Here is a 21,246-nt window from a genome sequence, read left to right as displayed (position 1 = left end):
CACGCGAGCACAAGGGGGCAGTATGGATAGACGAGCGAGCGCGAACGTTATTGCGTTTGTCTACGGCGGGTATTTGATGAGGTACGTGTACCTCCTCATCGTCGTGCCGTTTTACGGGAGGATTCTCGGTGTCGCCGAGTACGGCCGCGTACTGGCGTCGATGTCGCTGATGAACGTGATCTGGATGCTCGCGAGCTATGGGTTCACGTTCGTCGGCATGCGCGAAGTGTCGAAAGCGCAATCGGCGGCGGAGTGCAACACCATCTACTCGTTGCACGTGAGCGCTCGTCTTCTGATGGGACTGCTGGGCGGGGCGATCGGCATCATCGCCACGATGATGTCGCCCTTGTTGTCGGAGCGGCCGGTGATCGGCTTGCTCGCGACGCTGCTGGGTGTCGTGTCGGCGTTGAATCTCGGCTGGCTCTTTCAGGGGCGTCAGCATTTTCGCACTCCGATCATGATCGAGGTGTTCGGCTTTGCGTTGAGCCTCGTGCTGGTTTTGAATCTCGTCAACGGACCCGACGACGCCGTGTGGGTGCTCGCGAGTCTGCTGATTGCAGGCATCGCGTCTTCGATGATTTCGTATGGCTTGACGACTTATCAATTGGGCTTGCCGCGGCTGAAGTTCGCGGGTGTCGTGCCGCTCGTGAGAGGCTCGACGATGCTGTTCTGCTATTCGTCGGGCTCGGTCGTGCTCACGGCGTCGTCCACTTACCTGTTGACGCTGCTGTCCACGCCCGCCCAGGTGGGCTATTTCGGCGCGGCCGAGCGCTTCGCGACGATCGGGCTCAGTCTGATGGGGCCGGCATCGCAGGTGTTCATTCCCACGATTTCGCGGCAACTCGCGCAGGGTGACAAGGACGGCGCGCATGTGACGACCCGGCGAGGCGCCACCTTGCTGCTGGGTTTCGGACTACTGATTCTGTGCGGCGCGCTGACGCTTTCGCCTTTCGTGCTGCCTTTGATACTCGGACCCGCATTCGAACCCAGCGCGCACGTGCTGCAGATCTTTGCGTGGATGTTTCCATTCGCCGCGTTCAACGAATTCGTCGCGTTCTATGTATTCGTGCCGCGTAAGAAAGACAGGCTGCTGGCGATCGCAGGCGTCGTCGCCGGATTGATCAATTTCGCGGCGGCGCTTTTTCTTGCCTCCCGATACGGTGCGGCGGGCATGGCATCTGCGCGGGTAATCGGCGAGGCGACGCTGGCCGCGACGCTGATGGGAATCATGATTCGCCTGGAGCTGATCAGTCTGCTTCCGGGCGCCGAGCGCGCGCTTGGAATGGTACGAATGGCGTGTGGCCTTCGACCTCAGGCGGGCGCTGCAAAGGATGAATGAAACAGGATGCCGGACACGCAGGTCCCGGTTGCAATCTCACAGGAGGTCGAAGTGAAAGTCGCTATTGTTCACGATTGGTTAGTGGTTTCGGGTGGCGCGGAGAAGGTATTGAAAAATATCATCGAGTGCTTCCCGAGCGCGGACATCTTCTCGATTGTCGATTTTCTCGAAGATCGCGAATGCGTGAAGGGAAAGTCCGTCCAGACGTCGTTCATTCAGCGGCTGCCTTTCGCCCGCCGGCGTTACCGCGCCTACCTGCCGCTCATGCCGCTCGCGATCGAACAGGTCGACCTGTCGGGCTACGACCTCGTCATCTCGAGTTCGCATGCGGTCGCCAAAGGCGTGCTGACCGGCCCGAACCAGGTCCACGTCAGTTACGTTCATTCGCCGATTCGCTACGCGTGGGACTTGCAGCATCAATATCTCAGGGAATCGCATCTGAGCACGGGCATCAAGTCCGCGATGGCCCGTGTGCTGCTGCACTACATTCGGGGATGGGATGCGCGCTCGGCCAACGGCGTCGATCATATGGTCGCGAATTCGTACTTCATTGCGCGACGGATCAAGAAGGCCTATCAACGTGAATCGACGGTCATCTATCCGCCGGTCGATCTCGCCAATATGAAGGTGTGCACGCAGAAGGAAGACTTCTATGTGACGGCGTCGCGGATGGTGCCATATAAACGCATCGATCTGATCGTACGAGCCTTTTCGCAAACGCCGGAACGGCGGCTCGTGGTGATCGGCGACGGTCCCGAGATGAAGCGGATCAAAGCATTGGCCGCAGAGAACGTCGTGATCCTCGGTCATCAACCGTCGGACGTTCTCGTCGATTATTTGCGGCGCGCCCGCGCGTTCGTGTTTGCGGCGGAAGAGGACTTTGGTATCTCGGTTGTGGAAGCGCAGGCATGCGGGACGCCGGTGATCGCCTTCGGCAGAGGTGGCGCGCTCGAGTCGGTCATCGGTTTGCCGCTCGAACGGCCGACCGGCGTTTTCTTCGGCGAGCAGACATTGGAGTCGCTGCTGGAAGCAGTAAGCCGGTTCGAAGACAATGCGGCCCTGTTCGACCCCCGGCAATGCCGCCGGAACGCCGAACGTTTTTCATCGGAGAACTTCAAGGCGGCGCTGACACATTTCATCGACTCGCGGCTTCCGTACGCCTGCGTCGAACAGTTTCTTCCGTATCCCGTCCGCGACCCGCTATCGGTCGAAGAACGTCATCTCGCCGACGTGGCGTCGTGAGACTGAACGCGATAGCGGATTCGCCCAAGCACGGCCATCACGGATGGCACGTGGCTGCGAAGTTGCGGCGAACGGGTTTCGATCAGGTGCTCGAATGGCGCCTTGTGTCCATAGGCGAGCGTGGAGACAAGCAGAATGCTGAGCGTCGGCCAGATGGCGCTGAAGCGCTCGAGCTCGACGTTGACGGCGGCTCGCAGAAAAAATAGGCCCGCGATTGCGCCGAGACTCCAGCCTGCGATGACTTCAGGCACCGAGTGCGAGTGGTCGATGATGCGGGAAAAGCCGGTCAACGCACCGATGACCAGGCCGGCGACGATGCCGGGAAACGCCGGTTGCCGCCACCACTTCAGTAGAAGCGTGATGGCGACCATCCAGATGGACGTTGACAGCATCGCATGGCCGCTAATGACGCGGAAATCCTCGGCCGGAATGGAAAGGCCCCAGCCGGCGTAGACCACCTTGGTCACGCCCACCAGCGCAGCGCCGAGCGCGAGCACGCCGACAAGGCGCAATGCCAGGCGCACATTGAATAACGCAATCCAGCCGGCGCAAATCGCTGCCACGGGCAACGTAATGGCGGCGTCGCCCAGATTGGCGAACACTTTCCACATAGAATTCTCTCGTCGTCGTTTTTTGCCGGCGTGCGGCTGAAAAGGCGGCCCGTTTGGGACAGATCGGTGCGATCAGTCCGTATTATCGCTCACGACGGTGTGCGGCTGTCCGAGGCGCGGGGTTGCCGCTCGAACATGCCGGCGCTGATCGATTGTGCCGCGAGCAACATCGAGACGATGTTCAGTGGCCGCCATCAAAAGCAGACGGATCGACGAAATCGGCTTGATAATCGGCGGGTAACTTCTGCCGAAAAAACGCCGTGAACAAAGCAGAGGCAGAAAGAATCCCACTTCGCTCAGATGGACGAGATTCGTCGCCGTCAGAGATAACGCAAGTAACGCTATGTAAGCCATTGCGACTCAATGAAAACGAAATGGCATATCTTCGAAGCGTAATGCATCGAGACGTTCAATGAACGGTACCACGTGTCGTCATTGATTTCGAAGTTCGTGCCTTCTTCGATCAGCCAGAATTGGCCTCATTCAAGTCGTTAAGAAAGCCAGTCAGACGAGCAGGGCCAAAACCTCAACTGTTCGCGCCACCGATGCTGTGGTGCAGCGTGGTCTGACTATGATTGACCACATCGAGTACTGCACTTATCGCAACAGCCGGCGTCAGCCTGCTGGTACGACGCAGATCTGTTTTCGTTGCCATGCCGCGCCATGCGGCGACCCGAACACGATGATGCCTTCTGTATTCAGGCCGAATGAACCATTGGCCGAGCGTGCATCTTCTGTCGTTGCGAACTGAACGGTTGGCTCGGTCTGTCAATTGCGGATGTCCTGTCATTAATCACATAAGAGACCTTGGTGCGATTCACGTCGCTACGCGTTATGCGTGGGCGCCTGGCGAGTCGTTCTCGAGTCGGCATCAAGGTAAGGGAGCTTTATATGGGCAAGGTCACGGTGGTGGCGGACGGGACGGCGGATATCGAATCGATCGACGAAGCATTGGCGGACTATCCGCCGCTCGTCCAGGTGATTCTCGCCGGCGGCTCGGGAACACGCCTATGGCCGATGTCGCGCGAACAGTTTCCAAAGCAGTTGATCGACCTGATCGGCAACCAGACGCTATTGCAGGCCACGATGGGGCGTATGGCAGGCTTCAGCAGCACGTGGGACGTCTCGCCGGACCCGGTCGTCGTTTGCGGTGCCGAGCATTACTTTGCTACTTACGAACAGGCGCGGGAAGTTGGCGTGAACGCGCGCATCGTGGTGGAGCCCGCTCGCCGCGATACCGCACCGGCACTGACACTCGCCGCGCTGGCCGCCTGCGCCGACGGACGGGATGTCATTCTGGTCGTGATGCCCGCCGATCACGCAATAGCGAATCTCGATGCGCTTCATCAGTCAATTGAAATCGCCGCGCGCTACGCACTGTCCGGTTCGATCGCCACGCTCGGGATTCCGCCTGACCGTGCAGACACTGGCTTCGGCTATATCCGGCTTGGCAGCGAATTGCGTCATGGCGCGCGTCGCATCGAGCGCTTCGTCGAAAAGCCCGCGGAACTCGCGGCTCAATATGTCGAGTCGGGCAATTACTGGTGGAACAGCGGGATGGTGGTGGTCCGTTCATCCGTATGGCTCGCCATGATCGAGCGGTTCCAGCCGGAGATTCACGCGGCGTGTGTTCACGCCTATCAGGGTGCGAAGAAAACGACAGAATGCGTCATTCCCGATGCGACGGAATTCCTGCGCTCGCCGTCGGATTCGATCGACTACGCGGTGATGGAGGAGTTGGGCAAACCGGATTCGCCGTTCTCCGGCGTGGTGGTGCCGCTCGAAGCGGGTTGGTCCGATCTCGGCTCGTGGGACGCGGTCTGGCAGGCAATGGAAAAAGACGAGTGCGGCAACGCATCGAATGGACGCGTGCTGTTCGAAGGCGCGACAGCGACTTATGCGCGTTCGCAAGGCGGCCGATTGCTGGCCTGTGTCGGCACGAACAATCTGATCGTGATCGAGACCGACGACGCCGTGCTGGTGGCGGACCGCTCGCACGTGCAGGACATCAAGGGGCTGGTGTCGCGCATCAAGCGGGAGAAGTCGCCGGAAGCCGACGCGCACAGAAAGGTTCGCCGGCCGTGGGGCTTTTACGATTCGATCGATCACGGCGACCGCTTTCAGGTCAAGCGCATCGTCGTGATGCCCGGTGGGCGGCTGTCTTTGCAGATGCATCACCACCGCGCGGAGCATTGGGTCGTCGTGAGCGGAACGGCGCTCGTCACGCGTGGAGAAGAACAGTTCCTTCTCGGCGAGAACGAGTCGACCTATATCCCGTTGGGCGTGCGCCATCGTTTGGAAAATCCGGGCCGGGTGCCGCTGCAGATCATCGAGGTTCAGTCCGGAACCTATCTCGGCGAGGACGACATCGTCAGATTCGACGACAAGTATGGGCGTTGCAACTGAGTCAATTGTGTGGAATGTCGGCGTGCTCTTAGGGGGCTGCAATGCGATTGATTACTGGTCTGTTGGCGAGATTGTTCGACGTCGCGATGATTCTGGGCGGCGCCTTCGCGGCCTCCCAGATTCGCTTCGACTCGGGCTCGCAGCGGAGTTTCTATCTGGCGTTCGTGGCATTTGCCGCCGCATTCTCACTTGCCGTGTTTCCCGCGCTCGGAGTTTATGAATCATGGCGCGGCCGCTCCAAGCGAGCGCTCGCGGGACATGTCGCGCTCGGCTGGCTGGTCGTGCAGGCGTGTGCAATGGCATTGATGTTCTCGTTGCATCGCATCGATTTCGTGTCGCGTCTGTGGTTCGTGTACTGGACGGGAATTTCGGGCGCCGCGATGATGGCCGGCCGGCTGGTGACGCATGCGCTGCTCGGCCGGGTTCGCCATGCCGGTTTGAACTTGCAGCAGGTGGCGGTGGCCGCTTGCGGAGATCATTGCGACGAGATCATTCGCAAGATGGAAATGTCGCCTGCTGCGGGCTTTCGCGCCAACGCGCTATACAACTTGCGCCCCGGCACGAGGGACGCGGGCACGTCGTCCGTGCGCGTGTTCGAGGAGCATGCCGCTTTTGTCCAGTATGTGCGCGAACAGAACATCGGCGAAGTCTGGCTGGCGTTGCCGCTCACCGAAGAGCGTTCGATTCTTCGGCTCGTCGACGAGTTTCGCAACGACCTGATCAATATACGATTCATGCCTGACGTGCGCACGCTTGCGCTCTTCGAAGGCAGCATGACCGACTTGCTGGGTTTGCCGACGATCAATCTGGCCGCGTCGCCGCTGCCGCCCAATGCGATGGTGCAGAAGGAACTGTTCGACCGCCTCTTTGCATTGAGCGCGCTGATCGCGGTGTCGCCGATTCTGCTGGCTTGCGCCATTGCGGTGAAACTGAGTTCTCCCGGACCGGTCTTCTTCAGACAGGCTCGAAAAGGCGCTGACGGACGGGTCTTCAAAATCTACAAGTTTCGCACCATGCGGCTGCACGAACAGAAACCGGGTGTACTGGAGCAGGCGACACGCGGCGATCCACGCGTTACCGCGGTGGGCCGATTCCTGCGCCGCACGAGTCTCGATGAGCTGCCGCAGTTCTTCAATGTGCTGCGCGGCGACATGTCGGTGGTGGGACCGCGTCCTCATGCGCTCGAACACGACGATCTCTACCAGAACATTGTTTCCGGCTATATCCACCGCTACCGCATCAAACCCGGCATTACCGGATGGGCGCAGATCAACGGCTTTCGTGGCGAAACGGATCGCATCGAAAAGATGGAAGGCCGCGTCGCGCACGATTTGTATTATTTGCGAAACTGGTCATTCAGACTGGACGTAAAAATCATTTTCGCGACTGTATTCAAGGGGCTTCATCATCCTAATGCCTATTGATCTTAGATCGTGGCTCCAGTAATACGGTACAGGAAGTCGTCAGTCGGTTTCAAAACCAGCAACCTGGAAGGACCCGGCAAGCGAGCGACCGGATAGACGAGTTGGACGGAACGAGATGTCATTAGACGTTGAGAGCATAGCGAGACAATCGGCGAAGGGGGTAGCGCGCTACATGTTTCACCGGGATCATGGCGTCCGGGTGAAGCGCGCGCCGCACATGCTGGAGAAGCGATACGGCAGGCCCGACTCCGCCAGGCTGAGGCTGGCGGAAGCGTATGCGCGCGAAGTATCCGGCGAAGTATCCGGCGAAGCGCGCAACGCGCCGTGGCTGCGCGTCTATATCGGAGACAGGACGTGAACGAACGGCTATGGTGCGTCCATATCGAAGGACTGAACGATTTTATTGCCACCGATTCCCACGACTCGGCAAGGCAGGAAGCGTTAGCGATCAACGCGTATATCGACAAGGCCGAGAAGGGACCGCGTGCGGCCATTCTGCGAGCGGTGGTGATCGAGTGGCCGTTCACGCCGGCGAGTCATGCGCGCGCGCTTCACGACGACTCCCGCGATCTGCAAACGATGCCGCACCGAAGGCCGCCGTCTTCCGACGCACACGACAGCATGCTGACGAGTATCGCGCGGCGTGTGAAAGAGATCGTGTCGGTGGCGCGCGGCAAATGACGCGCATCGGCGCGGCGGGTGGCCGTAGTCGTCGCGAGCTGTAATTCGGTAATTTTACGCAACACAACCGTAGTCTGAATGTCGGGCTACGCATCTACGATGTCGGCATGTCCTCTATTCACCGACGAGGTAGCCGATGCTCACCCATCACGAAGTCGCGACCCTGCTGCGTCTCAGCGACGCCGAAAGGCGTCTGCAAGAACTCGATGCCGAAGTGCTCGCGCTGAGCCGCTACGAACTGGTCGAGATCGCCTGGCACGACGACGGCGATATCTCGACGCTCAAGCTGACTGGCCGCGGCCGCGAACTCGCGCGGCGTTTGAGCCAGGCGAGCGACGGTTCCGGGCTGCTTTAACCGGCGGCGGGTCCGGCGTGCGATGTGCTTGCGCCGAAGCGCGAGCGCACGGCTTACGCCGCGTCGCCGCCCTGTGCCACGATCAGTTCGAGCGACGCGGAGAGAATCGATTTCGCCAGTTGCCTGTCGTCGACGGCACGCGCCAGTGTCACCGCGCCGATGATGGTCGCGACGATCCCCAGCGCCGCGCTCTCGCTGTGGTCCGCCAAAGTCTCGGCGATTTGCGCCGCCAGCGTATGCACATAGGCCGTCAACCGCTCGCGAATCTCCGGGCTGGCATGACGCGCTTCCCCGGCCAGCGCGCACAACGCGCAGCCGCTGCCGGGATTGCGGATATGGCGCTCGCCGAGGAACGTCTCTGCAATCGCCCGCAACGGCTCTTTCGCCTTCGACCCGCCGGCGCCCGTCTTCAGCGCCTCGATCCTTTTCCTGCTCTGCGCGACCGCGTATTCGAGCGCCTCGACAATCAACGCATCGCGCGAATCGAAATGGCCGTAGAACGCGCCGTGCGTGAGTCCGGCGCTGCGCATGCAGTCCGCGACGCCGAGCGCGGCGATGCCGTCTTCGCGAATCTGCCGTGCCGCCGTTTCCAGAACACGCTGCCTGCTTTCAGCCTTCTGTGCCTGCGAGTAGCCCATTTTCCGTTCTCCGCTGCTTGACAATTCTATATGACGAGCATAATACTGAAAATGTGCATGATAATCAACATGCAGATTGAAGGGGCGGGTGCCCTTCGGGATACGTCGTTTATCAGCGGCGGCACGAAGCCGCTTAACCGTTTAACGCGTCGCGCGGCCGTGGCTTGCCGGTCATGTCGGCGGCGCGATCAAGGAGAAGGATGATGCGTTTCACAGGAAAAACAGCGTTGGTCACGGGCGGGAATAGCGGAATCGGCTTTGTCACGGCGAAACTGCTGATTGCCGAAGGCGCGCGAGTGGTGATCACCGGCCGCGACCGTGCGAAGCTCGACCAGGCGGTGACCGAGTTGGGCGATAACGCGCTGGGCGTGGCAGCTAATCTCGATGACGAGGCGGCCATCGACGCGTTGTTCAAACAGATCGGAACGAAGTTCGGTTCGCTGGACATCGTGTTCGCCAACGCCGGCATTTCCGGGCCGACGCCGCTCGGCGGCACGTCGGCGGCGGCGTTCGAGGCGATTCTTCGCACGAACCTGACCGCCGTGTTTCTGACCGTGCAGGCGGCGCTCCCGTTGATGAGCGCGGGTGGCTCGATCGTGCTGAACGGCTCGGTGATGCGCGAACTCGGCTCACCGGGTTCGGCGGCGTATTCCGCCACGAAGGCCGGCATCACGGGAATGGCGAAGGTCTTCGCATCCGAACTCGTGCAGCGCGGCATTCGCGTGAACACGGTGATTCCGGGCGGCACGCGCACGCCGATCTGGACACGTGGCGCGCGCGAGGGCGCGACGCTCGACGGAGCCGAACAGGCGCTCGCACCGCGCATTCCGATGGGCCGTCTCGCTGCGCCGGAAGAAGTGGCGGCGGCAGTGCTGTTTCTCGCATCGGCGGACGCGTCCGGCGTGACTGCCGCCGAGATCGTCGTGGACGGCGGCACGATCGGCGCGCCGTGGGGCGCGCAAATGTACCGCGCGGCCTGAGCGGCGGTGACAACGGGTGCCGATGCCCGCGTAGAAAATGCGAAAACGGCACCCCGTCGGGCACTTTCTCTCAGTACGCCCCCTGCACCAGATTGCTCGGTGTACCGTTCACGAAGTTTTCGATGTTGTCCATCAACTGATCGGCGAGACGCTGCTGTGCCTCGTCCGATGCCCACGCGACATGCGGCGTCAGAATGACATTGGGCCGGCCCGCCGCGCGCAATAGCGGATTGTCGTCGGCGGGCGGCTCACCGGCGGTCACGTCGAAGCCCGCGCCGCTGATGAGGCCTTCGTCGAGCGCCTGCACCAGCGCGCTTTCGTCGACGAGGCCGCCGCGCGCCGTGTTGATGATCAACGGCTTGCGGCGCATCGCGCGGAACTCGGGCATCGCCAGCATGTTGCGCGTGTTCGGCGTGAGCGGACTGTGCACGGTGATGATGTCGCTGGTCGCCAGCACCTCGTCCCACGGCGTGTACAACGGACCGAGACCTTCGCGTCCCTTGTGCGCGGCGAACATCGGCTGCATGCCGAACGCCTTGCCGAGTTCCGCGACGCGCTGTCCGAGCACGCCCTCGCCGATGATGCCCAGACGCGCGCCGGCCAGATCGTGAATCGGGTGCGTGAAGAAACAGAATTGCCCGGACTTTTGCCACTCGCCGGCCAGCACGTCGTCGCGATAGGCGACCAGATTGCGCCGCAATGCGAGGATCAGCGCGAACGTATGCTCGGGCACCGTGTTGATCGCGTAGCCGCGAATATTGCTCACAGCAATGCCCAAACGCTGGCAGGCCGCCTTGTCGATGCAGTCGGTGCCGGTCGCGGCAATGGCGATCAGCTTCAGTTCCGGCAGCTGTACGAGTACTTCGGCCGTCAGCGGCACCTTGTTGGTAATGGCAATCGAAGCGCCGGCGAGGCGCTTGAGCAATTGATCCGGCGTGGTGCGTTCATGTTCGATCAACTGATGGTCGAAACGCGGCTCGCGCAAAACGATTTGCGGCGCGAGGGTAGTGCGGTCGAGGAAAACGATCTTGTGCATGTCCATGTCCCGATGATTTACAGATGCCGCTTCGCTTCGGCGACGATGTGCTGCGCCGTGATGCCGAAGTGTTCGTATAGCGTTTCCGCAGAAGCGGATGCACCGAAGCCCGTCATGCCGACAAAGCCGCCACGCTCGCCGAGATAGCCGTCCCAGCCGAAACGCAGCGCTGCTTCGACGCCGACCCGCACGGTGCCCGGGCCGAGCACTTCCGCGCGATAGGCCGCGTCCTGTTCGTCGAAGATCTCCCAGCATGGCATCGACACGACCGCGGTCGCAATGCCTTCGTCCTGCAACTGGCGGCGCGCCTGCAAGGCGAGCGCGACTTCGGAACCGGTTGCGAGCAACGTGACGGCGCGCGGTCCGTGTTCCGCCTCGGCCAGCACGTACGCGCCGCGTTGCGACAACGGCTCGGCGCTATGTTCGCGGCGAACCAGCGGCAGCAGCTGGCGCGCGAATATCAGCGTGCTCGGACCGCGCCGATGTTCGAGCGCGAGCGCCCAGCATTCGGCGGCCTCGACCGCATCGGCGGGACGCAGCACGCGCATGTTCGGCATCGCGCGCAACGACGCGAGGATTTCGACGGGCTGATGTGTGGGCCCGTTCTTGCCGACGCCGATCGAATCGTGGCTGAACACGAAGTGCACGGGCAAGCTCATCAATGCGGCCATGCGCATGGCGGGGCGCTGATAGTCGGAGAAGGCCAGATAGGTGACGCTGGTGGCGATCACGCCGCCGTGCGCGGCCATGCCGTTGGCCATCGCGCCCATCAGATGTTCGCGCACGCCGCAATGGACATATGCGCCGCGATGGTCGGCAGCGGTGAAGGCGACGAGCTGGCGCTTGTGGCCGGTGGGCGCTTCGAGGTCGGCGCAACCGACCATGCGCTCCGGCAGCAACGGCGCGAGGAGATCACTGATTTCGCCCGATACCGCGATGCCGGCTTGCCCTTCGTCGCGCTCGACGGCGCGCTTGCGGTAGTCGTCGAGTACGTCGCGCCAGCCTTCGGGCAGATGGCCGGCGTGGACGCGTTCGAATTCCGCGCGCTGCGCCGCCGGCAACGCGGCGACGCGCGCCTGCCACGCGGCATGCTGCGCGTCGCTGCGGTGCCCAGCCGCGCGCCACGCGCTCAGGATGTCCGCCGGCACGTCGAAGGCGGCATGCGGCCAGCCGAGTTGCGCACGCGCCGCGTCGGCGTCCGCCTGGAACAGCTTGCCGCTATGGCCGCCGCGTTGCCCTTGCAGACGCGCAATGCCGCGGCCGATCACCGTCTTGCACGCGATCATCGAAGGTCGCGGATCCGCACGCGCGATCGTCAATGCCGCCGAAACCGCTTCGAGATCGTGACCGTCGACTTCGATCACTTGCCAGCCACCCACACGGAATCGCGCACACACGTCTTCGCTGATCGACAGCGAGGTGCTGCCGTCGTCGGTGATCTGGTTGTCGTCCCAGCAGAGGATCAGCTTGCCGAGTCGAAGATGCCCGGCCAGCGAAATCATTTCCTGGCCGATGCCTTCCTGCAGACAGCCGTCGCCGACGAACGTGTACGTGTAGTGATCGACGAGTTCGCTGCCGAATTTCGCCGCGAGATACGCTTCGGCAATCGCCATCCCGAACGCGTTGGCGATCCCCTGGCCGAGCGGGCCGGTGGTGGCTTCGATACCGTGCGCCGGTTCGTACTCGGGGTGGCCCGCGCAATGCGAGCCGAGTTCGCGGAAACTCTGGATCTGCTCCAGCCCGATCGCGTTATATCCGCTCAGATAGAGCAGCGAATACAACAGCAGCGAGCCGTGGCCGTTCGACAGCACGAAGCGGTCGCGGTCGGCCCAGGTGGGATCGGCGGGATTGAATTTCAGATGCCGCGTGAACAGCGCGGTCGCGATTTCGGCCATGCCGAGCGGCACGCCCTGATGACCTTCGCCGGCGCGCAGGATTGCATCGATCGACAGAAAGCGGATCGCGTCGGCGAGTGGCAGTGGCGACGTCGGCGCAAGAGAGGGCGAAGCGGGCGAAGCGGTCGATGCAAGCGCCGCGGCAGGCTGTGCTTCGGTGGTGGACATGGCAAAAGGCTCCTCTACGCCGCCCGGAAAAACAGGCGGCGGCAATCATACGGATGGAACGGACCGGTACGCGGCGATTCACGGCGAACCGGGGCAAGCGGAAAGAACATCACGCGAGAGACGGGAGCGGCCTGCTATGCACGGCGTCCGTCTCACGCATTGGCGACTCGATGCTGGCTCAATGCAGGAAGCCGATTGAAATCCACGGCACGGCCGCCACGACGATCAACCCGACCAGCAACGCCGCGATATAGCCGAGGATCGGCTTCATGCCTTCGTCGGGATGAATGCGGCTCACCGCGCAGGCGGAGTAGTAGCCCACACCGAACGGCGGCGCGAACAGGCCCACGCCCATCGACAGAATCACGACCATCGCGTAGTGCACGTCGTGGATGTGCATGGCCCGCGCGATCGGGAACATCAACGGCCCGAACAGCACGATCGCCGGAATGCCTTCGAGCACGCTGCCGAGAATCACGAACATGCAGATCGACGCCGCCATGAACATCGCCGCGCCGCCCGGCAGACCGCCGAGTGTCTGTGCAAGCTGGCCCGAGAAGCCGGACTGCGTCAGCGCCCACGCCATTGCGGTCGCCGCGCCGATGATCAGCAGAATCGCGCCGGACAACGTCGCGGTATCGATCAGCATCGGCTTGAGCCGCGTCCATTCGAATCGGCGATAGATCAGCAGGCCTGCCACCACCGCATACGCGATACCGATGGTGGACACTTCCGTGGCGGTCGCGATGCCTTCGACCACCGCCGCGCGAATCACGAACGGCAGCGCGAGCGCGGGGAACGCGATCAGCAGTTTGCGCAGAATCTCGCCACGCGTTGCGCGTTTGACGCTCGACATATCCTCGCGCCGGTAGCGCCACTGCACGACCATGCACAGCGTGATCGCCAGCACGATCCCAGGCAGCATGCCGCCCGTGAAGAGTGCGGAGATCGACACGCCCGTGACCGAGCCGAGCGTGATGAGCACGAGGCTCGGCGGAATCGTCTCGGTCTGTGCGCCGGTCGCGGCGAGCAGCGCGACGAGGTCGCCGGGCTTCGCACCGCGCGCTTTCATCTCGGGGAACAGCACCGGCGCGACCGCTGCCATGTCCGCGGCTTTCGATCCAGAGATGCCGGACACCAGATACATCGCGCCGACCAGCACGTACGAGAGGCCGCCGCGCACGTGACCCAGCAGGCTCGCGAGGAACGCGATCATCGCCGCGGCCATGCCGGTCATCTCTATCAACTGGCCGAGAAACACGAAGAGCGGTACGGAAAGGAGGATCAGATGCGACATGCCTTCGTCCATCCGCCCAACGACCACCGGCATCGGCGTATTGGTGGTCAGCGCGAGATAGCCGAAAGTTGCGAGTCCGAATGAAAAGGCGATCGGCACGCCGCTCAGTACACCGAGCGCTACCAGTCCGACGAAGAAGATCAGCAGATTGATGTTGCCGAGGTCGCGCAGCACCGGCCCGAGCGCGATGAAGATGCCGACCAGCGCGCCGACCGTTGCGACTGCGGCGAGCACGAGCCGCCAGTTCGACATTCGCGCGAGCCGCACCACGGCGACCAGCAGCATCAGCGCGCAACCGATCGGCAACGCGGCGGCGCGCCACGAGTTCGACAGTTCTAGTGCGGGCGTGGTGATGAACGACTCGTCCTGCGCGAAGCTGATCGCCGGGCCGATCACCATCGCGAGAAACGCGATCGGAGCGGCGACCGCCACCACGTCGAGAAAAGCGCGCACGCCCGGCGGCGCCATACCCACCAGCGCCGTCATCCGCATGTGTTCGCCGCGCCGCAACGCGATGACCGCGCCGAGCATCGCGAGCCACAGGAACAGCATCGACGCGAGTTCGTCGGACCACACGAGCGGCGCGTGCAGCACGTAGCGGCTCAGCACGCCGGCCAGCAGCACGACAATTTCGGCGAGCACCAGCAACGCGGCGGGAATCTCCACCAGATGCCCGAGCGCGGAATCGAGCGCGCAGGCGAACCGATGCTGCGCCTCGTGTGAATAGGAGATCGAGATCATCGCATTACCCCAGTTTTCCGACGGACTTCTCGAGCAGGCCCCATGCTTCGTCGCCGTATTTGCTGCGCCAGTCGTGATAGAAGCTGGTCTTGGCGAGCGCGCCGCGGAACGCCTCACGATCGACGTCGATAAAAGTGATGCCTTTCGTCTTCAGATCGGCTCGCAACGAGGTGCTGAGCTTGGCGATGTCCGCGCGTTGCAGCATCGCGGCCTTTTCGAATTCGCGCGTGACGATGGCGCGGATGTCCGCCGGCAAGCGCTCCCACGCGGCGCGGTTGCCGAGAATCCAGTAACCGTCCCACACGTGCGACGTAAGGCTGATGTACTTCTGCACTTCGTATAGCTTCGCGGTCGCGATGATCGGCAGCGGATTCTCCTGGCCTTCGACCACGCCGGTCTGCAGCGCCGAATAGAGTTCGTTGAAGTTGATCGGCGCCGGGCCCGCTTCGAGCGCCTTGAATAGCGAGGTCAGCATCGGCGCTTGCGGCACGCGGATCTTGAAGCCTCTCAGATCGGCCGGCGCACGCAGCGCGCGCGTCGACGAACTGATCTGCCGGAAGCCGTTGTCCCACACCTTGCTGACCGACACGATGCCCGATTTCGCGATCTGCGCGCGGATATAGTTGCCGAGGTCGCCGTCCATCGCTTTCCAGACCGAGTCGTAGTCCTTGAATGCGAAGCCCGTGTTGACGATGCCGGCGGCGGGCGTGAGCGTCGCGAGAATCGACGACGCCTGATTGAAGAACTCGACGCCGCCATTGCGCACCTGCGAGAGCAGGTCGGTATCGGAGCCGAGCTGGTTCTGCGGAAACAGCTTGATGTCGAGGCGGCCGTTGGTCGCCTCGCGAATGTGATTGATCGCCTCCTGCGCACGGATGTTGACCGGGTGAGTCGGGTCCTGCCCGGTGGCGAGCTTGTACGAGAACTCGGGTGCTGCCAGCGCGTGCCGCGAGACGCTCCAGAGCGGTGCGGCGGCGGACAGCGTCGCGCCGGCCTTCAGGAACGTGCGGCGACTGATGCCCTTCGGGGCGTTTGAACGGGTAGTCATGGTGTCTTCCTCCAATATGGCGTGTCGTTATAGTTGTCGAGTGTGTTGCGCGGCGGCTGCACGTGTCGCGCGCCGCGCCGGTCTGTTCTCTGCTACGGGTCTTGCCGGTCTCCATCGCCGCCGCCGGCCTCCCGCCAGACGGCCCGTCCTGCCAGATCAGCCGTGAATCAGCATGCCGCCGTTCACGTCGATCACGGCGCCCGTGATATACGACGACAGGTCCGACGCAAGGAACAGGAATGCGCCGGCCACATCGTCAGGGACACCTAAACGATTCAGCGGAATGCCCGCGAGAATTTCGCCGCGTTTGTCGTCGCTGATCTTGCCCGCGTTGATGTCGGTCTGAATCAGGCCGGGCGTCACGCAGTTCACGCGAATGCCGTCGTTGCCGAGTTCGCGGGCCATCGCTTTCGCGAGTCCCAGCACGCCGGCCTTGGCCGCCGAGTAGTGCGGACCGCCGAGAATGCCGCCGCCGCGTTGCGCGGAAACCGACGACATGCAGCCAATCGAGCCGCTCTTCTGCTTCTTCATCTGCGGGACGACGGCTTGCGACAGATACAACACGCCGCGCAGATTGACGTCGAGAATGCGATCCCAGCTTTGCGGATCGATCTCGAGCAGCTTGGCCGCCTGCGTGATGCCCGCGTTATTGATCAGGATGTCGATCGAACCGAAATCGGCGACGGTGCGCTCGACGGCCGCCTGACAGGCTTCGCGATCGGTGACGTTGCATACGTAGCCGCGATGCTCGGGGCCGATCGACGCGGCGGCTTCCACGGCGGCTGTTTCGTCGAGATCGAAAATGGCGATGCGTGCGCCTTGTGCCGCGAACTTGCGCGCGGTCGCCATGCCGATGCCGCGCGGTGATGCACCGCCGGATATAACGGCGACCTTGCCGTCGAGAAGACGTGAGTCGGACATGATGCGTATCTCCTGAGTGTGATGGTTATGGTTTGCTGCGGGTCTGGCTATCGGTGACTACGCGTGGCAGCGCGCTTCAGCGCAGCCAGCCCTTGATCGTGTCGCACATCGCGTCGGTCGAAATGCCGTAGCGGTCGTGCAGCGTCGGCAGTGCACCCGCGTCGAGAAATGCGTCGGGCAGACCGATTTGCCGGAATGGCGGCGTGACGCCGTTGGTGAGCAGCACGGCGGCCACGGCTTCGCCGAGCCCGCCGATCACCGTATGGTTCTCCGCGACGATCACGAGCCGCCCAGGGCGGCGCGCTTCGCGCAGCAGCGTGACGGTGTCGAGCGGCTTGAGGGTCGGCACATGCAGCACGCCGACGTCGATTCGATCGGCGGCAAGCGCTTTGGCCGTTTCGAGCGCGCGCATCGTCATGATTCCGGACGAGACGATCAGCACTTCGGCGCCGTCGCGCAGCAGCTTCGCTTTGCCGAGTTCGAAGCGGTAGCCGTATTCGTCGAGCACGACCGGCACGTTGCCGCGCAATAGCCGTGCGTATACAGGGCCGCGATGATCGGCGATCGCGGGCACCATCTGCTCGATGTCGATCGCGTCGCACGGATCGATCACCGTGAGGTTCGGCATGGCGCGAAACAGCGCGAGGTCTTCGGCTGCCTGATGGCTCGGACCGTAGCCGGTCGTGAGGCCCGGCAACGCGCAGACGATCTTCACGTCGAGGTTGTCCTCGGCAATTGCCTGATGGATGAAGTCGTACGCGCGTCGCGCGGCGAACACCGCGTAGGTGGTCACGAACGGCTGCGGGCCTTCGTGCGCGATGCCGGCCGCCGCGCCCATCAGCAACTGCTCGGCCATGCCCATCTGGTAGTAGCGCTCGGGGTACGCCTTCGCGAACAGATGCAGGTCGGTGTATTTGCCGAGATCGGCCGTCATGCCGACCACTTCGGGCCGCTGGCGCGCGAGTTCGACCAGTGCATGACCGAACGGAGCGGAACGCGTGACCTGCCCTTCGCCCGCGATCGACGCGATCATCGCCGAAGTTTTCAGGCGCGGTTTCGGTGCGGCGGCGCTCATGCGTTTCTCCCGGCTTCGAGCGCTTGCAGCGCGAGTTGCCACTCGTTCGCGTCGACGCGGATAAAGTGGTTCTTCTCGCGCGCTTCGAGAAACGGCACGCCGCAACCCATGCGCGTATCGCAAACGATGATGCGCGGCTGCGCTTCGGGATGCGCATGCTCCGCGTCGAACGCCGCGACCACCGCCGCCAGATCGTTGCCGTCCACGCGCTGCACGAACCAGCCGAACGCCAATAGCTTGTCGACCAGCGGCTCGAACGCCATCACGGTCGACGACGGACCATCGGCCTGCTGATTATTCACGTCGACCATCGCGATCAGGTTGTCCAGTTGCCAGTGCGCAGCGGACATCAGGCCTTCCCACACCGCGCCTTCGTCGAGTTCGCCATCGGAGAAGAGCGTGTAGACACGTGCACCCGAGCCTTTGCGTTTCAGGCCGAGGCAGCGGCCTACCGCGATCGTTAGCCCTTGCCCGAGCGAGCCGCCGGACATCTCCATGCCGGGCGTATAGCTCGCCATGCCGGACATCGGCAGGCGGCTGTCGTCGCTGCCGTAGGTCTCCAGTTCTTCGTCGGCGATGATGCGGGCTTCGATCAGCGCCGCGTACAGCGCGATCGCGTAGTGGCCGTTCGAGAGCAGGAAGCGGTCGCGGCCTTCCCATTCGGGGTCGTCGGCGCGATAACGCATTGCGCGAAAGTAGGCGACCGCGAGCACGTCGGCGATATCGAGCGCCTGGCCGATATAGCCTTGCCCCTGCACTTCGCCCATGCGCAGCGCGTTGCGGCGGATCTGATACGCGTGCTCCGCCAGTTCGGCAAGGTCGGCGGGTTTGGCATGTTTAGCGCGTTTGGCGCGTTCGACAGACGGCGCGGTTTGGCTGCTGTTCACTGTTGTCTCCTCGTGTCTTTTGCGTGGACCGCATCGACACCGCGGCCAGTGACTCAAGCGTAATCTCGTGCCCGCACGCGCTCAAACGAATTAACATGGTCGATGGATGAATTGAATTCACGTGGGTGCTGCCATGCACAATCGCGTTACTCTCAAGTCGATACAGGCTTTCGAAGCGGCCGCGCGGCTCTCGTCGTTTGCGCTTGCAGCAGAAGAACTGTTCGTGACACCGTCGGCGATCAGCCATCAAATCAAGCTGCTCGAAGAGCAATTGAGTATTCGTCTGTTCCATCGATTGCATCGCACGGTGCTGCTGACGGACTCGGGGCGGCAATACGCAGAGGAAATCACGTCGGCGTTCGCGCGTATCGACGCGGCCACGCGCGAGATCGGCCGCGTCGCAAAGAGCGACATCCTCACGATTCATTGCACGCCGAGCTTCGCGACGCAGTGGTTGATGCCGCGCATCGCGCGCTTCAGCGCGGCGCATCCGGATATCGACGTGCGGCTGAACGCATCGTCGGAGGCGGCGGATCTGATCTCGGGCGCGGTCGATATCGACATCCGCTACGGTCCGCGCAAGCTGCAACCGGCGGGCACGATGGTGCTGGAGTTGCCGCCTGAAACGATCGTGCCGCTATGCTCGCCCGCGCTGATGGCCGGCGACTCGCCGTTGCGCAGCGTCGCCGATCTGCCGCAGCATCCGTTGATTCATAGCGAGGGTTGCCTGGTCAGCTGGCGTGACTGGATGCGGCAGCATCGCAAGACGCGGCTCGATATCGGGCGCGGGCCACGCTTCGATCGTTCGTTCATGGCATTGAGCGCGGCAGTCGATGGCCTCGGCGTGTGCCTGGAAAGTCTGCTGCTGGCGCAGCGCGAACTGGAGACGGGGCGGCTGGTTGCGCCATTCGGACTGGAGGGGCTCAACGTACAGGGCTACACGCTCAATCTGCTGAAGTCGCGTGCCGAGTTGCCGAAGCTGCGCAGCTTTCAGGACTGGCTATTTGCGGAGTTGGAAAGGTAAGGGCAGGACACGTCGATTCGATCGGCTTACGTCCTGATGCCTTGAAGCGCCAATAGCTGAAGCCGTGCTCGCGTTGCGGCCCTCACGCCGCGCGGCTGAACGCGCGATCGCCATCCGCCATTGCGCAAGATACTCGACGGGCGCGCTGCCCACTTGCCGGCGAAAGCGCGCGGCAAACGCGGTGCGCGACATACCTACCGCACACGCGCGGCTCTCGACGGTCCAATGTTCGCCAGGCTGCGCGCAGCATCGAAAGTACGTCGGAAAGAGCGTCCATAAATGTACGGTCTGATAGGAATAAAGGCTTTTCAATTGTAGGCACGGTGATTTTTTGGCGCGATCATAGCGCCATTCACGCGTATCGACGCACACTCACGGAGGACTTCGTCGATGAAAGCATGGCAACTCGAACGGCTCGGCGGCGCGCTGAGCCTGAACGACATTCCCGTCCCGCAGGCGCGCGCGGGAGGCGTCGTGGTGCGCGTCGAAGCGTCCTCGCTGATGTCGTATATGAAGGCCTATGTGGCCGGCAAGCTGCCGAACTCGATCTATCACGCGCCGTCGCAGCCGTTCGTTCCTGGCGGAAACGGCGTGGGCGTCGTGCACGCGGTGGGCGAGGGTGTGTGGCATTTGCAGGCGGGGCAGCGGGTCGTGCTGTCGTCGTATTTCGTCGCACAGGAAAACGTGCGCGAGCCCGCGCAGATTCTGCTGGGCGTGACGGCGAGCGGCGCGATCGCTGAGCGCATGCAGGCCGACTGGCCGGACGGCACGTTGGCCGAATACGCGTCGTATCCCGCGAGTGCGGTCACGCCGGTCGATGATCTGCCGCTTCTGAGCGCCGTGCAGCTCGCGATGACCACCCGCTGCATCGTGCCGTTTGGCGGCCTGTTACGCGGCCGGCTGGCAGCAGGGGAAACGCTGATCGTGTCCGGCGCAACGGGCGCCTATGGCACTGGCGCCGTGCTGCTCGCATTGGCGATGGGAGCGAGCCGGATCGTCGCGATCGGCAGGAATGCGCGCACGCTCGAGGCGATCGCGACGCTCGGACGTGGACGTGTCGTCACGGTCACGGCGAGCGGCGACGTGGCTGCCGATACCCATGCGCTGCGCGACGCCGCGCACGGCGGCGCGCATATGGCGTTCGACATGGTGGGCAATGCAGACGACCCCAGTCTCACGCTGGCCGCGCTCCGCGCCCTCGCGCCAGGCGGCCGGCTGGTTCTGATGGGTAGCATGGCCGTGCCATTGCCGGTTCCCTACACCGAAGTCATGTTGAATGGCTGGGAGATCCTCGGCCAGTTCATGTATCCGCGTGAGTCGTATCGCCGTTTGCTCGACCTGGCTTGCAGCGGGCAACTCGATCTCACGGCGTTGCGTCCGCGTGTTTATCCGCTCGCCGCGCTGCCGGAAGCGATGGACGCGGCGGCTGCGGCGACCAGCTTCGAATGTGTCGTTATCGATCACGCGCAATGATATTC

At 63.0% G+C, this 21,246-nt stretch carries 19 protein-coding genes; 9 read left to right on the top strand and 10 right to left on the bottom strand.

Translation table 11 applies throughout. The annotated features are described in order from the left end of the window. Positions 1-22: 22 nt before the first annotated feature. Together BGI01S_RS23710 and BGI01S_RS23705 are read left to right on the top strand one after the other, a co-directional pair. The gene (locus BGI01S_RS23710; RefSeq protein WP_042328527.1) at positions 23-1,339 is read left to right on the top strand and encodes a lipopolysaccharide biosynthesis protein; all 1,317 of its coding nucleotides are present in this window, start codon (positions 23-25) and stop codon (positions 1,337-1,339) included. 51 nt (positions 1,340-1,390) lie between these two features. After that, entirely contained in the window at positions 1,391-2,581 is a 1,191-nt protein-coding gene (locus BGI01S_RS23705; RefSeq protein WP_042328626.1) for a glycosyltransferase family 4 protein, read from the top strand. Here the strand turns inward: BGI01S_RS23705 and BGI01S_RS23700 are convergent. Beyond that, complete coding sequence (locus BGI01S_RS23700) at positions 2,557-3,192, bottom strand: phosphatase PAP2 family protein (protein WP_042328526.1); 636 nt, start codon at positions 3,190-3,192, stop codon at positions 2,557-2,559. The genes BGI01S_RS23705 and BGI01S_RS23700 overlap by 25 nt on opposite strands. Before the next feature lie 72 nt (positions 3,193-3,264). Further along, entirely contained in the window at positions 3,265-3,546 is a 282-nt protein-coding gene (locus BGI01S_RS30370) for a hypothetical protein (protein WP_157004259.1), read from the bottom strand. 537 nt (positions 3,547-4,083) lie between these two features. Here BGI01S_RS30370 and BGI01S_RS23695 point away from each other — a divergent pair. From BGI01S_RS23695 to BGI01S_RS23675, 4 genes are all read left to right on the top strand, one after another. Continuing rightward, positions 4,084-5,598 carry a mannose-1-phosphate guanylyltransferase/mannose-6-phosphate isomerase gene (locus tag BGI01S_RS23695; protein ID WP_042328525.1) on the top strand — a complete coding sequence of 505 codons (1,515 nt, stop codon included), beginning with the start codon at positions 4,084-4,086 and terminating at the stop codon, positions 5,596-5,598. Positions 5,599-5,639: 41 nt separating this feature from the next. Then, a complete protein-coding gene (locus BGI01S_RS23690) occupies positions 5,640-7,022 on the top strand; it encodes an undecaprenyl-phosphate glucose phosphotransferase (protein WP_042328524.1) in 1,383 nt (460 codons plus the stop codon). 354 nt (positions 7,023-7,376) lie between these two features. Then, a complete protein-coding gene (locus tag BGI01S_RS23680) occupies positions 7,377-7,703 on the top strand; it encodes a hypothetical protein (RefSeq protein ID WP_042328522.1) in 327 nt (108 codons plus the stop codon). A gap of 136 nt (positions 7,704-7,839) precedes the next feature. Next, positions 7,840-8,058 (top strand): hypothetical protein, encoded by a 219-nt coding sequence (locus BGI01S_RS23675; protein WP_042328521.1) that lies wholly within the window; start codon positions 7,840-7,842, stop codon positions 8,056-8,058. A gap of 53 nt (positions 8,059-8,111) precedes the next feature. Here the strand turns inward: BGI01S_RS23675 and BGI01S_RS23670 are convergent, their stop codons facing one another. Then, positions 8,112-8,696, bottom strand: coding sequence for a TetR/AcrR family transcriptional regulator (locus tag BGI01S_RS23670; RefSeq protein WP_042328519.1), 585 nt, complete (start codon positions 8,694-8,696; stop codon positions 8,112-8,114). Between the two features lie 203 nt (positions 8,697-8,899). Here BGI01S_RS23670 and BGI01S_RS23665 point away from each other — a divergent pair, with 203 nt between their 5' ends. Next, positions 8,900-9,676 (top strand): SDR family NAD(P)-dependent oxidoreductase, encoded by a 777-nt coding sequence (locus tag BGI01S_RS23665; protein ID WP_042328625.1) that lies wholly within the window; start codon positions 8,900-8,902, stop codon positions 9,674-9,676. Between the two features lie 70 nt (positions 9,677-9,746). Here BGI01S_RS23665 and BGI01S_RS23660 read toward each other — a convergent pair whose 3' ends face one another. From BGI01S_RS23660 to BGI01S_RS23630, 7 genes are all read right to left on the bottom strand, one after another. Further along, entirely contained in the window at positions 9,747-10,712 is a 966-nt protein-coding gene (locus BGI01S_RS23660; RefSeq protein WP_042328624.1) for a D-2-hydroxyacid dehydrogenase, read from the bottom strand. Between the two features lie 17 nt (positions 10,713-10,729). After that, positions 10,730-12,775, bottom strand: a complete 2,046-nt coding sequence (gene tkt / locus BGI01S_RS23655) for a transketolase (protein WP_232624443.1) — start codon at positions 12,773-12,775, stop codon at positions 10,730-10,732. A gap of 178 nt (positions 12,776-12,953) precedes the next feature. Continuing rightward, a complete protein-coding gene (locus tag BGI01S_RS23650) occupies positions 12,954-14,813 on the bottom strand; it encodes a TRAP transporter large permease (RefSeq protein ID WP_042328518.1) in 1,860 nt (619 codons plus the stop codon). Between the two features lie 4 nt (positions 14,814-14,817). Then, positions 14,818-15,861 (bottom strand): TRAP transporter substrate-binding protein, encoded by a 1,044-nt coding sequence (locus BGI01S_RS23645; RefSeq protein WP_042328517.1) that lies wholly within the window; start codon positions 15,859-15,861, stop codon positions 14,818-14,820. A gap of 156 nt (positions 15,862-16,017) precedes the next feature. Then, complete coding sequence (locus BGI01S_RS23640) at positions 16,018-16,782, bottom strand: SDR family NAD(P)-dependent oxidoreductase (RefSeq protein WP_042328516.1); 765 nt, start codon at positions 16,780-16,782, stop codon at positions 16,018-16,020. A 76-nt stretch (positions 16,783-16,858) separates the two neighbouring features. Beyond that, entirely contained in the window at positions 16,859-17,857 is a 999-nt protein-coding gene (locus BGI01S_RS23635) for a transketolase family protein (RefSeq protein ID WP_042328515.1), read from the bottom strand. Continuing rightward, positions 17,854-18,666 (bottom strand): transketolase, encoded by an 813-nt coding sequence (locus BGI01S_RS23630; RefSeq protein ID WP_042328622.1) that lies wholly within the window; start codon positions 18,664-18,666, stop codon positions 17,854-17,856. The genes BGI01S_RS23635 and BGI01S_RS23630 overlap by 4 nt, the downstream gene beginning before the upstream one ends. 211 nt (positions 18,667-18,877) lie before the next feature. Here BGI01S_RS23630 and gcvA point away from each other — a divergent pair, with 211 nt between their 5' ends. Further along, entirely contained in the window at positions 18,878-19,768 is an 891-nt protein-coding gene (gene gcvA, locus BGI01S_RS23625; RefSeq protein ID WP_174447436.1) for a transcriptional regulator GcvA, read from the top strand. Positions 19,769-20,158: 390 nt separating this feature from the next. After that, a complete protein-coding gene (locus BGI01S_RS23620) occupies positions 20,159-21,241 on the top strand; it encodes a zinc-binding dehydrogenase (protein ID WP_042328513.1) in 1,083 nt (360 codons plus the stop codon). Positions 21,242-21,246: the final 5 nt, after the last annotated feature.

The organism is Paraburkholderia ginsengisoli NBRC 100965, assembly GCF_000739735.1.
Taxonomy (GTDB): Bacteria; Pseudomonadota; Gammaproteobacteria; order Burkholderiales; family Burkholderiaceae; genus Paraburkholderia; species Paraburkholderia ginsengisoli.
Note: the sequence above shows the minus strand (reverse complement) of the source record. Positions and strands in the feature narration are given on the sequence as shown.

What these genes read in the sequence shown, in the direction of transcription:
- BGI01S_RS23710 (WP_042328527.1), top strand. Translation starts at nt 23, where the DNA reads ATGGATAGACGAGCGAGCGCGAACGTTATTGCGTTTGTCTACGGCGGG.
- BGI01S_RS23700 (WP_042328526.1), bottom strand. Translation starts at nt 3,192, where the DNA reads ATGTGGAAAGTGTTCGCCAATCTGGGCGACGCCGCCATTACGTTGCCC.
- BGI01S_RS30370 (WP_157004259.1), bottom strand. Translation starts at nt 3,546, where the DNA reads ATGGCTTACATAGCGTTACTTGCGTTATCTCTGACGGCGACGAATCTC.
- BGI01S_RS23695 (WP_042328525.1), top strand. Translation starts at nt 4,084, where the DNA reads ATGGGCAAGGTCACGGTGGTGGCGGACGGGACGGCGGATATCGAATCG.
- BGI01S_RS23690 (WP_042328524.1), top strand. Translation starts at nt 5,640, where the DNA reads ATGCGATTGATTACTGGTCTGTTGGCGAGATTGTTCGACGTCGCGATG.
- BGI01S_RS23675 (WP_042328521.1), top strand. Translation starts at nt 7,840, where the DNA reads ATGCTCACCCATCACGAAGTCGCGACCCTGCTGCGTCTCAGCGACGCC.
- BGI01S_RS23670 (WP_042328519.1), bottom strand. Translation starts at nt 8,696, where the DNA reads ATGGGCTACTCGCAGGCACAGAAGGCTGAAAGCAGGCAGCGTGTTCTG.
- BGI01S_RS23665 (WP_042328625.1), top strand. Translation starts at nt 8,900, where the DNA reads ATGCGTTTCACAGGAAAAACAGCGTTGGTCACGGGCGGGAATAGCGGA.
- BGI01S_RS23660 (WP_042328624.1), bottom strand. Translation starts at nt 10,712, where the DNA reads ATGCACAAGATCGTTTTCCTCGACCGCACTACCCTCGCGCCGCAAATC.
- tkt (WP_232624443.1), bottom strand. Translation starts at nt 12,775, where the DNA reads ATGTCCACCACCGAAGCACAGCCTGCCGCGGCGCTTGCATCGACCGCT.
- BGI01S_RS23650 (WP_042328518.1), bottom strand. Translation starts at nt 14,813, where the DNA reads ATGATCTCGATCTCCTATTCACACGAGGCGCAGCATCGGTTCGCCTGC.
- BGI01S_RS23645 (WP_042328517.1), bottom strand. Translation starts at nt 15,861, where the DNA reads ATGACTACCCGTTCAAACGCCCCGAAGGGCATCAGTCGCCGCACGTTC.
- BGI01S_RS23640 (WP_042328516.1), bottom strand. Translation starts at nt 16,782, where the DNA reads ATGTCCGACTCACGTCTTCTCGACGGCAAGGTCGCCGTTATATCCGGC.
- BGI01S_RS23635 (WP_042328515.1), bottom strand. Translation starts at nt 17,857, where the DNA reads ATGAGCGCCGCCGCACCGAAACCGCGCCTGAAAACTTCGGCGATGATC.
- gcvA (WP_174447436.1), top strand. Translation starts at nt 18,878, where the DNA reads ATGCACAATCGCGTTACTCTCAAGTCGATACAGGCTTTCGAAGCGGCC.
- BGI01S_RS23620 (WP_042328513.1), top strand. Translation starts at nt 20,159, where the DNA reads ATGAAAGCATGGCAACTCGAACGGCTCGGCGGCGCGCTGAGCCTGAAC.